Origin of the sequence: Proteiniphilum saccharofermentans (genome assembly GCF_900095135.1) — a bacterium.
Taxonomy (GTDB): Bacteria; Bacteroidota; Bacteroidia; order Bacteroidales; family Dysgonomonadaceae; genus Proteiniphilum; species Proteiniphilum saccharofermentans.
Genome location: NZ_LT605205.1, coordinates 283,700 through 296,649, shown reverse-complemented (window position 1 = coordinate 296,649; position 12,950 = coordinate 283,700). Strand labels below are relative to the sequence as shown.

Genomic DNA, 12,950 nt, shown 5'->3' with positions numbered 1-12,950 from the left:
ATTCTAAGTAGCAGGGTAAAGAATTGGTCATCCATTTTTATCCGGCTACCTAAAACAATATTTATTAAATCTATTTATTTATGGGGAAAAGACGATTTTTGAAGAAACATCCTTTTGCAAAGCTCTCCATGCTTTTGCTCTTATGGATAGTAGCAGGTCAGCTATTCGCACAAATTACCGTGAATGTGCAAAATAGACCACTACGCGAGGCATTAAAAGAGGTTGAAAAAGTAAGTAGTTACAAATTTTTTTACAATGAATCCCTTGCCGGGCTGGAAAAACGGATCAACCTTCAGCTCACCAATTCAAGCATCGATGCCGCTATGCAACAATTACTATCGGACACCGATATCGAATACAGGCAAGATGAAAACAATATCATTGTATTGGTAAAAAAGGGTGACGGAAGCAGCCAGGACCTGCCATCCGTCACAACACAGCAAAACAGGGTGACTGTAAGAGGAAAGATTCTGGATGAGATCGGTGAGCCAATTATCGGTGCCAATATCATTGAGGAGGGTGTCTCCGGTAACGGGACTGTCAGTGACTATGACGGAGGTTTCTCGTTGAATGTCACACGTAATGCCAAGCTGAAAATCAGCTATCTCGGATATAGCGATGTTATCCTCAACACAAGCGACAGAACCACTTTCGATGTGGTGATGCAGGAAAATACAGCCATGCTCAGCGAAGTGGTGGTCACCGCACTCGGTATCAAACGGGAGGAGAAAGCATTGGGATATTCTGTCCAGTCGGTTGCCGGAGACGGTTTACAGACGGTAAAGGGTGTCGATGTGGGAACTTCGTTAACCGGTAAGGTAGCCGGCCTGCTTGTCCGCAACAGCACCGAATTTGCGGAAGCTCCCTCTATCCAGATCCGTGGGGAAGAGCCACTCCTCGTTATTGACGGTGTACCCTACGCCAATATGACATTACGTGACGTGCCTTCGGACGACATAGAGAGCCTCAGCGTATTAAAAGGAGCTACCGCCTCTGCCCTATATGGTTATAGAGGGTCAAGCGGAGCTATCATGGTAACCACTAAAAAAGGATTATCCGCCACCGGCCTTTCTGTCCAGGTCAATTCAGGCACAATGTTCGCTGCAGGCCATTTGGCTATTCCCGAGTTACAATCCAGTTTCGGCCGTGTCGTTCGGACCAATGCAGAGGGAAAAGCGGAATATGTCCGTACCGGCGACGGTTCGTGGGGCGCACCTTTAGACGGACGGGAGGTCATCCAATGGGATCCCGTATCGAAAACAATGAGACCGATGCCCTATCTTCCTATCGGAAAGGATAACTTCAGGAATTTCCTTGAAACAGGGTATATCCTGAATAACAACGTCAGCATCGCGCAACAGGGTGAATACGGAAGTTTCCGCACATCTGCCACATGGATCAACAATAAGGGACAATATCCTAATTCAATCTATAACAAACTGACATTCGGTTTGGGCGGTGACATGAAAATCGACAAGTTCCTCCTGGCAGCATCGATGACCTACAATAAGCAGTCCACACCCAACACCGGATTCAGCGGATATACGGGTTATGATCCCATGTACTCGCTCCTCATTTGGTCTGCTCCCGATTGGGACTTAAGGCAATACAAAGACTATTGGCTCATTCCCAATGAGGTACAAAACAACAGTTACACGGCCGGCAATAACAATCCCTATTTCGACAGATACGAAAGGACGCGCAGCAGCAACAGGGACATCTTTAACGGGTCTGTTTCCATCGACTACAACTTTAACGATTGGCTCAAAGCAACAGCACGGACCGGGTTCGATATATACAGCGATAAAAAGGAAATAACCGTTTCAAAAGGGTCATTTCAGGGTGCGGGGAGTGCGACAGTGTTAAACGGTGGAACCGAGATTTGGGGAGAGTCCCAGAGAGGATCATTCAATACCGGTCTCGGAAGAGGATATAGTATGAATAACGACCTGTTGATATCGGCCGATAAATCGTTCGGTGATTTCCGCCTTGAAAGTTTTATCGGGGGAACCATCTATTACAGACAGGATGACGGTATTGAAGCCCGCACCCAGGGAGGGTTGACCATCCCCGCTTTCTATTCGTTGAAAGCATCCGTCAATCCGGCGGCTGTGAGATCTGTCATTTACAGGCAACAGGTAAACAGTTTATACGGAAGAGTAGGTTTCTCATGGAAGAGTATGGTGTATGCAGAAGCAACATTGCGTAACGACTGGAGTTCGACACTCTCCGAATCGACCCGTTCATACCTCTATCCTTCGGTTTCGGGTAGCTTCATCGCTTCGGAACTGCTGGCTGATTACAACTGGCTTTCATTATGGAAATTAAGGGGATCGTGGACTTCATCCAAAACACCGGCCGGAATATATGCCATCAATTCAGTCTACTCCATCACATCCAATGCGTGGGGTGATTTAAGTTCCGCCGCCTTCCCGACATCGATAAAAGGAACAGATGTACGTCCCGAATCGGCGTCTACATTTGAAGTGGGGACCGCCATCAACGTCTTCCATAACAGGGCTTCGCTCGACATCTCTTACTATCAGAAGAGAATGTATGATTTCCTCCGGTCGGCAGCCATCAGTCCTGCTTCGGGTTATACATCCAATTTTATCAATATTGACGAAGAGATTACCCGGAAAGGTGTGGAGATCGCGGCCAATGTGACTCCCGTAAAAACAAAAGACCTTCAATGGGATGTAGCACTGAACTGGTCTAAATATGCCCGATATTATACACAGATCGACTCGGTGCATTCCACCGACAAACCGTGGGTGGCCGTAGGAAAAAGGGCGGATCATTATATATTGAACGACTACCAGAGAGATCCGCAAGGAAACATCATCCACAACAACGGTTTACCGTTATATAACTCCTTCACATCACTGTATGGCTATGCCGATCCCGATTGGATTTGGGGCATAGGAACCTCTCTCCGGTACAAGGATTTCACCCTCGGAATCGCACTTGACGGACGTGTGGGCGGAATCGCGCAGACTACCACTGAAATGTATATGTGGAGGGCCGGTTCACATCCCAATTCTGTGGTACCGGAAAGGTTCCTCGATGCAAACAATCCCGGGACCGGTAATTATACCGGACAGGGAGTAAAGGTCGTATCCGGGGAAGCGACTTATGATACCTACGGAAATATCACCAGCGATACAAGGGTCTATGCTCCCAATGATGTGGCGGTAACTTATCAAAGTTACCTGAACGCCTACCATAAGGGTACGGCGTGGGGCGGCTCCCCCTCTCCGGTGGATGCCTATTCGACCACCTTCTTCAAGTTAAGGGAAATCTCTTTGACATACGACTTACCAAGAAATGTAAGCAGTAAGTTCAGGGCAAAAAGTGCGTCCATATCGGCTATCGGGCAAAATGTATTTCTGTGGGCCAAGCAGTTCAAATACTCCGATCCCGATGGCGGTTATGAGAACTTCAGCGATCCCTCGATCCGTTACTTAGGATTCAACTTAAAAGTGGTATTTTAATAAGCAATAAACCATATTTTAAAGAAACAGTATATGAAACGATTTAATAAATATATAACCCGCACGGGAGTTTCTATTTTGTCATTATTACTGCTTTTGGGCTGTAACAATTTTGACGAAATAAATACTAATCCCGATGACACGACCACGGTCAGTGCTTCGCTATTGGCCACCAACGTGATATTGCGTTATACCAGGTTTTCCGGAAGAGACGCCAAAGTAATGATTGGAGATAACGCGCTTCCCAAATACGTGGGATACGCCAATGAAGGGCAAATGGATCAGCAGTACAACAAAATCGGAGGAGGTGATTTTGGCCCGATGACCATACTGCCCAATATTGAAAAGATGATTGAATATGCAGAAGGAGGTATCATGGAGGATTCCTACAAGGGCCTCGGCGCTTTCGCCAAAGCATATACCTTCTACCGGCTTACCATGAAAATGGGAGATATCCCTTATAGTGACGCCGGACAAGGGGCACAAGGTATTTACAAAGTAAAATATGATCCGCAGGAGCAGGTATTGAAAGGCGTGTTGGACGAACTCCGGGCGGCAGATCAATATTTTGCGAATGGAACCACTTTTCAGGGAGATCCCACTCCTTACAACGGTAATCCGGTCAAATGGAGGAAAGCGGTCAACTCTTTTGCACTTAAAGTATTGATGTCTGTAAGCGACAAGGAGTCCATAGGCGGTATCAATGTGAGTTCCCGGTTCGCAGAAATTGTTTCAGCGGGAAATCTTATGGATGCTTCCACCGGATTTTACGGGCTTGCCTACTCTTCCCAAAACAGGCATCCTCTTTCCGGTACGAACGATCTTTTTACCAGCCGGACTATCCTCAGCTCCCTGATGATAGACAACCTGAAGCTACTGAATGACAGAAGGATGTATTATTTCGCCGAGCCGGCAGGAGCACTTATTGCAGATGGATATGGAGCATCCGATCCGGCAGCATACAGGGGTGTTGACGTAGAGATCGCGTATGCCCAAATGAATGCAGGGCACAGCGCCAACCTCTACTCACTGATCAATAAAAGATACCTGCAAGAAGAAGCTTCCGAACCATTGAGGCTTATCACTTTTGCCGAACAGGAGTTGATCCTGGCAGAAGCCGTGCTGAAAGGATGGATATCCGGAGATGCCAAAACCTATTATGAATCGGGAGTGAAAGCTGCATTAACCGATGTAATGACACAAGCCAACGGCAACGCTGCGCATGGCATGCCAATCACGCAGGAATATATCGACGCCTATTTCACCGGTGAAGCGGCGTTCAAAACCACGCTCGATGATCAACTGAAACAGATATGGATGCAGCGTTATATCCTGCAATTCATGCAAGATCCGAAGAGCAGCTATTTTGAATACCGCCGCAATGAATACCCGGAATTCCCCGTCAATCCGGAGACCAGCCTGAATGAGAACAACAAAAATGGCATTCCCATGCGTTGGCTCTACCCGGCAAGTGAAGCAAGTCATAACAGGGAAAATCTGGAAGAGGCATTGAACCGTCAATACGACGGATATGATGAAATAAACAAAATTATGTGGATTTTGAAATAAACATTTAACTTTGATCGCTTGTTTTTAGAATTGTTCCGGAGTAAGTTCAGGAATAATTCCGAAACAAGCGATTTTTTCAGCATTATATGATAACCATTATACGATTTTAATGACAAACAAATTACTTTCATTTATCCTTTTGGCTCCCCTTTTTATTGCCTGCGCCAATAAAAAAGCCGATACGCCCGATTACCAAACCATCACCACCCCTACCGGGACATGGGAATTGGTCTGGAATGAAGAATTCGATTACACGGGACTACCCGACTCCGCGAAATGGAGCTACGACACCGAAGGCAACAAATGGGATTGGGGCAACAACGAGTTGCAGCACTATACTGCCTACGATTCCCTCAATGCCTACGTGCATGATGGCCTGCTGACCATCACAGCCCGCATCGACAGCATGGGCGGTAAACGCTACACCTCTGCACGTCTTATCACCAAAGGGAAAGGAGACTGGCTTTACGGCCGTTTCGAGATCAGGGCAAAACTCCCCACCGGAGTGGGTACATGGCCTGCCATCTGGATGCTTCCCACCGACAACGTGTATGGCGGATGGCCCGACAGCGGTGAAATAGACATTATGGAAAATGTGGGCTATGACCCCGATACTATTGTCAGTACGGCACATACCAAAAGTTACAACCATGTGCTGGGGACTCAAACAAGCGGATACATAGAGGTTCCCACCTGTCATTCCGCTTTTCACACCTATATCCTTGAATGGGAAGAGGACGAGTACCGTGTCTATGTAGATGACCAGCCGCAACATTACACCTTCAGGAATGAAGGCACCGGATTTGCCGAATGGCCTTTCGACCGGCAGTTTCATCTCCTGCTGAATCTTGCAATCGGAGGTAATTGGGGCGGACGGATGGGAGTCGACGACTCTCTCTTCCCCCACCATTTTCAGATTGACTATGTAAGAGTATATCAAAAAGTCATTCCATGATATTGGAGGCAGTTAAAACCCTCTTTGCCGCATAGCTTCGAAAGTAAGCACGGCAGTCGATACCGAGACATTAAGCGAATCGATTTTCCCACGCATGGGGATCTTGATTCGCTTTGTTGCATTTTTGAGCCAGAAATCGGATAAACCCTCGGCTTCAGTGCCCATCACGATGGCCGAAGGGTGTGTAAAGTCTGTTTGCTGATAGAACTCGGCGGCCTGCAGTTCCGCTGCAAATGAACGAATCTTGTTAGCCTGCAGCCATGCAAACGCCTCTTCGGAAGAGCAAATGGCCGTCTGTACGGTAAAAATCCCTCCCACGCTCGAACGCACCACATTGGGATTATAGAGGTCGGTCTGCGGGTCGCACACGATCACCGCATCCACCGCGGCAGCGTCGGCAGTGCGGAGGATAGCACCCAGGTTACCCGGTTTCTCCACCGATTCAAGGAGTATAAGGAAAGGGTTGTGGGAAAGTATCAGGTCGCCCAGCCCATGCTGTTTCAGTTTGGCCAGCGCCACTATGCCGTCGGAATTCTCACGGTAGGCAATCTTGGCAAAAACCGGCAGTGATATATCGAACACAATCTCTCCGGAAAGGGAATTGAGCAGGTCGGGGTATTTCGTCTTTTCGAACATCTCCCGGCAAACATACACTGCTTCGGGCCGGTAACCGCTCTGCAATGCCAGCGACAGTTCCCGTGCTCCTTCGATCATGAAAAGCTGCTGTTCTTTCCTTTCCTTACTTTTCGATAGCTTTACAATATTCTTTATTGCCGGATTCTGTAAGCTTGTAATCATCCCCTGTCCCCCACACTGTCATTTTATCGCGCGAAGCGCATCATCATCAAAGAGTCTCCTTTTTCAACAGGAAAGTATCAATCACCTCTCGAAACGATTTTTTGGGAAGAGCACCCATGCCTATCTGCGGATCCTGATCCATTGGAATAAACAGGAACATTGGAATACTTCTCGCACCGAACATACCCGCCAGTTCTCTCTCCTTGTCGACATTGATCTTATAGACATAGATCTCATCACCATACTCCGCCGCCAGTTCTGTCAGTATCGGTGATACTATTCTGCAGGGACCACACCAGTCGGCATAAAAATCGACTATCGCCGGCTTATCACCCTTATAACTCCACGCCTCCGGATTACTTTCGTAATCGAACACCTTCTCCAGGAAAGTCGCTTTTGTCAACTCTATCGGTTTGACCGTTTCCTTCTCTTTCGGTTCACTTGCGGAGACAGAAACTATCACCATCAACGCTGCAAAAAGTATTGTTATTTTCTTCATTTTTGTTCTATTCCTTATGATTTAATCTTATTTTATACCCACTAACCACCCAGGCACTTACGCACCTTTCCACCTATCATATCAACAACAACGTATGGACTAAAGTTTTACTACAACGTTTAAAACTGTGTCCGGTCTTTATACCTGGCCGCGTTTTTGCTCGGTACGCCGAATTCTTTGGCCGAAACTTCATCCAACGCTACTTTCCATATCTTTACATTCCTGACGGCAGGGGCGGAATAGCTGAATTCCCTGTCGGAGTACTGACGCATAATGGTATTCAACGCCTTCACCTTTTCATCATAATCCTCTTCAAAAACCACCTTCCCGTAACAGATCACACTCTCCGCACGCATCCGGTAGCTACAGGCCACTTCTTCGTCCTGCCACACCAGACCGGGGTCGGTACAAAAAGTAATGCAGACCTGCGGATTCTTCTCTAAAATGGAGATGGAACGCCCTTCCTGTGCGGAATGCAGATATATCATCCCCTCCTCATACCCGAAATTCATCGGTAACACATAAGATTGTCCGTTCTCATCCGCCATTCCCACGTAACAGAGCCGGCATGCACGGATCACTTTTTCAATGTGTTCCTCTTTCTCTAAAGGATAAGTTCTCATATAGCTTATAATTCTTTATTCGATGTGGACGGCCCATCTACAGTAAGCACTCCGCTCTCATCGATTTTCATCTCATCGATGAAGACAACTCTTTCATTACCCGTCTTTTGGGTACGTCCGTGGTATACGCAATACATCTTCTCACCATCTTTCGACCAGACCACCATATTATGGCCGGTACCGGTCACTTCACCGCCGGTTGCGGTATTCTTCTCAAGTACCGGATTATTTTCCGCCTTGGTAAACGGCCCCAACGGATGGTCAGCTACAGCGTATCCTACCGCATAATTCTCTCCTCCGAAAAAGTTGGCAGAGTACATCATATAGATTTGACCGTTATGCTCAAAAGCGAACGAGCCTTCCGTCCAGCGACGGTTGACCTCCCCGGAAGTCACGGAACGGCTCTCCCACTCCGTCTGCGGATCGTCCATAATGGAAGGAGGTTGCAGTAGCAACACCGGCTCACCGAGAACAGCAGTAAAATCGTTAGAGATCTCCACACCGTAGACCCAACTCTCCTCGATCTCGTCAAAGAGGTTCTGCCCACGCGCCCATGCAGCTACTTCACTCTCAACCGGATTTTTATAGCAGCAACGCGAATAATAGAGATAAGTCCTGCCACCGTGTTGCAGGATATTGGCATCGATAATAGGATATCCCGGATCGAACAGGGGATTGTCGGACATCTCGGCAAACGGGCCTGTAGGTTGATCGGCCACCGCCACCCCGATACGGAAATTCTCCAGCTCATCGGTAGGATTCACTTTCCAGTCGGCGCTGAAGAACATATAATAACGTCCGTCGATTTCATATACTTCGGGTGCCCAATAGTTCTTTACTGTCCATGAACCGGGCTGGTCGCCCGAATAGACCTGTCCTTCGAAATGCCAATCGACAAGGTTATCCGAACTATAGGCACCGAACCCTTTCTCCACACCTCCCGTCCCGTACATATAATACTTCCCGTCGGAAGCGGAGAGGATAAACGGATCACCAAAAGCCACCGGTAACGGGTTCGAATAGGTGATGGTACCGGAAGAGGTTTTACCCGTATTACGGCAACCTACCAGCGTGCCAGCAAATATACCGGTCAACAGCAAAACAGCAGTTATTCCTTTGCACAGTTTCATATCATTATTCCATTTTTATATTTTCGGGACCTGTTTACCCCGGTCCCGCCTTCCAGGTGATTACTTCTCCGCTTGCACCAATCTCTCGCCAAACCGGTTTATACTCCATCTGCGTAGCAAAGATAAAATAAAAAAAGGAGAACCTGGTCAGGTTCTCCCTATCTATTCCATTCCGGATCAACCCGGCATGAAGAGTGTGTTACTATTTCACTTTATCCACGATAGCCTTGAATGCTTCGGGATGATTCATTGCCAAATCGGCAAGTACCTTGCGGTTGATTTCAATTTCATTCTTGTGCAGCGCACCCATCAGACGTGAATAAGACATACCGTGTTCACGGGCGGCGGCGTTGATACGTTGGATCCACAAAGCGCGGAAGTTACGTTTTTTGTTTTTACGGTCACGGTAGGCATAGGTAAGACCTTTTTCCCACGTGTTCTTGGCTACTGTCCACACATTCTTGCGGGCGCCGATATAGCCTCTTGTTAATTTCAGAACTTTTTTTCTGCGGTTGCGTGATGCAACATGATTGACTGATCTTGGCATAATGTTACTTGTTTTGAATGATAGCGTCCCTGTCGTACAGGGCTCTTGGCGGCATACATCCTGTTACTAAATCTCTTTTTTGGAAACTTACCCGTACGGATTATTTCAATCCCAACAGAATTTTAACGCTGTTTACGTCAGACTTGTGAACCAGACCGGTTTGCGTAAGATTTCTCTTTTGCTTTTTAGTCTTTTTGGTCAAAATGTGACTTTTGTAAGCATGTTTCCGCTTGATTTTTCCTGTTCCGGTAAGGGCGAACCTCTTTTTGGCACCGGAATTAGTCTTCATTTTTGGCATTTTGCTCTTTTTGAATTTGTTATTATTATTGTCCCTTTTACCTGTTATCCGGTAAAAAAGTTTGCAAAAGTAATGATTTTATTCTCGTTACGCAAGTAATTTTGGTGATTTTTTATTCTTATGACCTCGATACCTGAAATCCTTTTTTTGACAACTCCATATCTACGAATCGGGATTTCTCATTCAGCGGGTTTTTATTCAGCACTTTTCTGATGCGCAGCACCGCTTCCTCATCCTTCGCCACCATATAGAGATATCCTCCACCTCCGGCACCCGGCAGCTTGTACCCCAGCGTATAATCCTTCACCATATCGATGATCCTCTCCACTTCCGGCGGATTTGTACCTCTGTCGATCGTTTTCTTCTGTTCCCAGGTTTTCATGATCAACTGTCCGTACCGTTCAAAATCTCCCCGTTGAATAGAGTTTGCCATATCCAACGCATGCACTTTCATTTCATGCAGTATCGACAGGTGCCGTGCCGAATTAAGGAACATCCCCCTTACAATCTCACCCAGGATATTCTTTGCCACACGGGTAATTCCGGTATAGTACAACAGGTGAAACGGTTTATAAGCCTGGTCGGTAAAGAGAAAATCGGGAAGCCAGCTGATCTGGGGTGTCTGCAGGAAACCACGGCCCGATTCCAATAACTTTACTCCATGGAAGATACCTCCATACTGATCCTGCCATCCGCCTCCACTGGTCAACAGCTGCTCCAGTATTAACGTGTTCGTACTGATATCCTGCTTGTTCCATTGCAATCCGCAGAAATCATTCAGGGCACCCAGCACGGTAGACGCCAGGATAGAACTGGTCCCCAGTCCCGAGCCCGCCGGTATGGCAGCCAGTAACGTCAATTCTATACCCGCCCCGAATGCCTGCAGTTGTTCCGTCAACGTATTCCACCGCTCTGCTGAGAATTCCGGCAGGAAACCGCACAATGCCAGGGCCGCTTTGGGGATGGAGAAAGGAGAACCCAACTGATGGAATGCCCTCAGCCCATCAAAAGACTCCACCACTTCCGTTGCCCCCAGGTCAATGGAGCGCAATACGATCCGGTATTCCTTGGATGGCTTCACATAAACCTGCAAAGGAGGCTGCCCGTTCAGTTCTATCGCCACATTGACCACATTCCCACCTGAGTAGAGAGAGAAGGGCGGAGTATCCGTCCATCCTCCCGCCAGGTCGATCCTCACCGGGCTTCTGCCCCATATGATCTGGTCAGGAAATGCCGACAATCCGGGTGAACGTTTTTTGTTAGACAAAGCCTCAATCATCCCGTTGCGCAAAAGGGAGAAAGCTTCCTTCTCCTCTTTGTCCGCAGCCCCGGTCTCTCCAAGGAACGCCAAAAGTCGCGACCTGAACATCCGGTTATGGATATGCTGCATCTCATCAGCCTCCGGCGGCAACAAATCGGGCAGCTCCAGTCCCATATGATGATACTCATTGGCCACATCACTCAGGTCTAATTGATAAAAGACACTCTTTTCGTAGTTCTTCTCCAACATCTTGTAATTCTTACGCCGGAAAATCTCACGTTGGGCGTATAACCTGGCGATGGAAGCCCTCTCCATCAACTCGTCCGCCGAAAGGCGTTCAGACTCCAACCAGAGCCTCTTTCCCTCTCCGGAAAGATCGTGGCCGATCATCCATTTCAGCACTGTCTCCATCTCATCCAATTGTTCGAGGCATGGAAACAATTTACAGCGCTGGATATCCTCTGCATCACCCCCCAACACATCGGTGTTCAGGCCCCTCTGCTGTAGCCATTCAACCACCGGTTGTCCCATCCAGCATGTTTGCCGGTCACCGACCTTTCCTCCGGACCGGTCGTCCATTCCGTAGGGACGTATGGCATATGAGCGGGCGTCAACAGGTACCAAATCAATACATATACCTTCCGGCACATCTAATTGCCAATTGTTTTCCGGCACCCCGGTAATCACGCTATCCGCCTCGACAGTCCACCTGTTACCGAGACAGGAGTTCTCGATCCAGATATTCCGGTTTTTCTCGTTGAAATGAAAATCGATGATGGCATTCTGGGTGAAGATGGCAGGATTAGGTTTAATCTTCCGGTGCATGATCAACCGCTGGTCGAACACCTTATTTTGCAGCGCGAGGGTGGATGAGATCATCTCACGTGTGGTACCGTAATGGTAGAACTCACCTCTCTGCAAGGGAAGTATTTTCACGGAGAGCCGGTTGATTTCTCTGTCAATTTTCTTCGGATCAGTCCCTAATGCCAGGCCAAAGTCGCTATACAGGTCGTAGAACTCCAAAGAACCCTCTTTCCCGTATGAGCGCTCCCTCAGTAGTTGTACTGCCCTGTCGCTCAGCAGCCACATGCCGATATCCATCAGCATCAAATGGGATCGGGACAGTTCCTCCAATTCCTGCAACGAAGGCTTCTGCATCACCCTGTCCAGCACCTCGGGCATATCCCTGCGTGCGGCAAATACCCCGTGACGGGTTGCCTGTGACGAATCCACCCATAGGCCGTAGCACACCACATCCGCTTCCGGTATCTCTTGCAAGGGTTCTTCAGAACGGATCAACACATCCCCGCTTGCAATAAAAGTCCGCAGCGAGTCCGGTGCCTGTTTCAGTATCTGTTCATACAGAGGCAGCTGCAATGAAATAAGATCCTGGCGCAACCGTTGTCCCCGTGCCCAGCGAAATACCGGTATCGGCAATCCGGTCTTGCCCGTCACCGCGTAGGAAGGGAGACGCCTGCTCTGTCCACCCGCGTGGATCAGGATCCGTTTTTCGTTGGAAAGCCATGTTTCGAAGTCCGCACCCGGGTTTTCATTCCGGTAACATTCCTCCAGAAGCCAGGTTGTACCGCTTCCCGAACCTAATCGTTTCCCTTTCGGGTCGGAGGTGCAGAACCACTCTTTCCCGCTCCTTTGATGAAGCGCGTGATAATTCTTTGTGGCGTTATGTGGCAGTGAAAGGAGTTTCTTCATTTCAAAAAAATCAGATAGATACAGTATAAGTCGTTCTCTGCAAAAATAATAAAAACCTTTAGATAA

Annotated in this window: 10 protein-coding genes; 3 read left to right on the top strand and 7 right to left on the bottom strand. The window is 48.0% G+C overall.

The window, feature by feature from the left end:
* Positions 1-80: 80 nt before the first annotated feature.
* From PSM36_RS01015 to PSM36_RS01005, 3 genes are all read left to right on the top strand, one after another.
* Positions 81-3,494 carry a SusC/RagA family TonB-linked outer membrane protein gene (locus PSM36_RS01015; protein WP_083710872.1) on the top strand — a complete coding sequence of 1,138 codons (3,414 nt, stop codon included), beginning with the start codon at positions 81-83 and terminating at the stop codon, positions 3,492-3,494.
* Between the two features lie 33 nt (positions 3,495-3,527).
* A complete protein-coding gene (locus PSM36_RS01010; protein ID WP_076928406.1) occupies positions 3,528-5,063 on the top strand; it encodes a SusD/RagB family nutrient-binding outer membrane lipoprotein in 1,536 nt (511 codons plus the stop codon).
* 109 nt (positions 5,064-5,172) lie between these two features.
* Positions 5,173-6,018, top strand: coding sequence for a glycoside hydrolase family 16 protein (locus tag PSM36_RS01005; RefSeq protein ID WP_076928405.1), 846 nt, complete (start codon positions 5,173-5,175; stop codon positions 6,016-6,018).
* A 12-nt stretch (positions 6,019-6,030) separates the two neighbouring features.
* Here PSM36_RS01005 and PSM36_RS01000 read toward each other — a convergent pair whose 3' ends face one another.
* The 7 genes from PSM36_RS01000 to PSM36_RS00970 all read right to left on the bottom strand — a co-directional run bounded on the left by PSM36_RS01000 (position 6,031) and on the right by PSM36_RS00970 (position 12,884).
* Entirely contained in the window at positions 6,031-6,816 is a 786-nt protein-coding gene (locus PSM36_RS01000) for a TrmH family RNA methyltransferase (RefSeq protein ID WP_076928404.1), read from the bottom strand.
* Between the two features lie 46 nt (positions 6,817-6,862).
* Entirely contained in the window at positions 6,863-7,315 is a 453-nt protein-coding gene (locus PSM36_RS00995) for a thioredoxin family protein (protein ID WP_076928403.1), read from the bottom strand.
* Positions 7,316-7,434: 119 nt separating this feature from the next.
* Positions 7,435-7,938, bottom strand: coding sequence for a pyridoxamine 5'-phosphate oxidase family protein (locus PSM36_RS00990; protein WP_076928402.1), 504 nt, complete (start codon positions 7,936-7,938; stop codon positions 7,435-7,437).
* 5 nt (positions 7,939-7,943) lie between these two features.
* A complete protein-coding gene (locus tag PSM36_RS00985; RefSeq protein ID WP_076928401.1) occupies positions 7,944-9,068 on the bottom strand; it encodes a glycoside hydrolase family 43 protein in 1,125 nt (374 codons plus the stop codon).
* Between the two features lie 202 nt (positions 9,069-9,270).
* Entirely contained in the window at positions 9,271-9,615 is a 345-nt protein-coding gene (rplT, locus tag PSM36_RS00980) for a 50S ribosomal protein L20 (protein WP_076928400.1), read from the bottom strand.
* 100 nt (positions 9,616-9,715) lie between these two features.
* Positions 9,716-9,913 (bottom strand): 50S ribosomal protein L35, encoded by a 198-nt coding sequence (gene rpmI, locus PSM36_RS00975; RefSeq protein WP_076928399.1) that lies wholly within the window; start codon positions 9,911-9,913, stop codon positions 9,716-9,718.
* Positions 9,914-10,031: 118 nt separating this feature from the next.
* The gene (locus tag PSM36_RS00970; protein WP_232001493.1) at positions 10,032-12,884 is read right to left on the bottom strand and encodes a bifunctional fucokinase/fucose-1-phosphate guanylyltransferase; all 2,853 of its coding nucleotides are present in this window, start codon (positions 12,882-12,884) and stop codon (positions 10,032-10,034) included.
* Between the last annotated feature and the right edge of the window lie 66 nt (positions 12,885-12,950).

Excerpts from the sequence above, each read along its gene's own strand:
- rplT (WP_076928400.1), bottom strand. The coding sequence starts at position 9,615 with ATGCCAAGATCAGTCAATCATGTTGCATCACGCAACCGCAGAAAAAAA.
- PSM36_RS00985 (WP_076928401.1), bottom strand. The coding sequence starts at position 9,068 with ATGAAACTGTGCAAAGGAATAACTGCTGTTTTGCTGTTGACCGGTATA.
- PSM36_RS00970 (WP_232001493.1), bottom strand. The coding sequence starts at position 12,884 with ATGAAGAAACTCCTTTCACTGCCACATAACGCCACAAAGAATTATCAC.
- PSM36_RS01005 (WP_076928405.1), top strand. The coding sequence starts at position 5,173 with ATGACAAACAAATTACTTTCATTTATCCTTTTGGCTCCCCTTTTTATT.
- PSM36_RS01000 (WP_076928404.1), bottom strand. The coding sequence starts at position 6,816 with ATGATTACAAGCTTACAGAATCCGGCAATAAAGAATATTGTAAAGCTA.
- rpmI (WP_076928399.1), bottom strand. The coding sequence starts at position 9,913 with ATGCCAAAAATGAAGACTAATTCCGGTGCCAAAAAGAGGTTCGCCCTT.
- PSM36_RS01015 (WP_083710872.1), top strand. The coding sequence starts at position 81 with ATGGGGAAAAGACGATTTTTGAAGAAACATCCTTTTGCAAAGCTCTCC.
- PSM36_RS00990 (WP_076928402.1), bottom strand. The coding sequence starts at position 7,938 with ATGAGAACTTATCCTTTAGAGAAAGAGGAACACATTGAAAAAGTGATC.
- PSM36_RS01010 (WP_076928406.1), top strand. The coding sequence starts at position 3,528 with ATGAAACGATTTAATAAATATATAACCCGCACGGGAGTTTCTATTTTG.
- PSM36_RS00995 (WP_076928403.1), bottom strand. The coding sequence starts at position 7,315 with ATGAAGAAAATAACAATACTTTTTGCAGCGTTGATGGTGATAGTTTCT.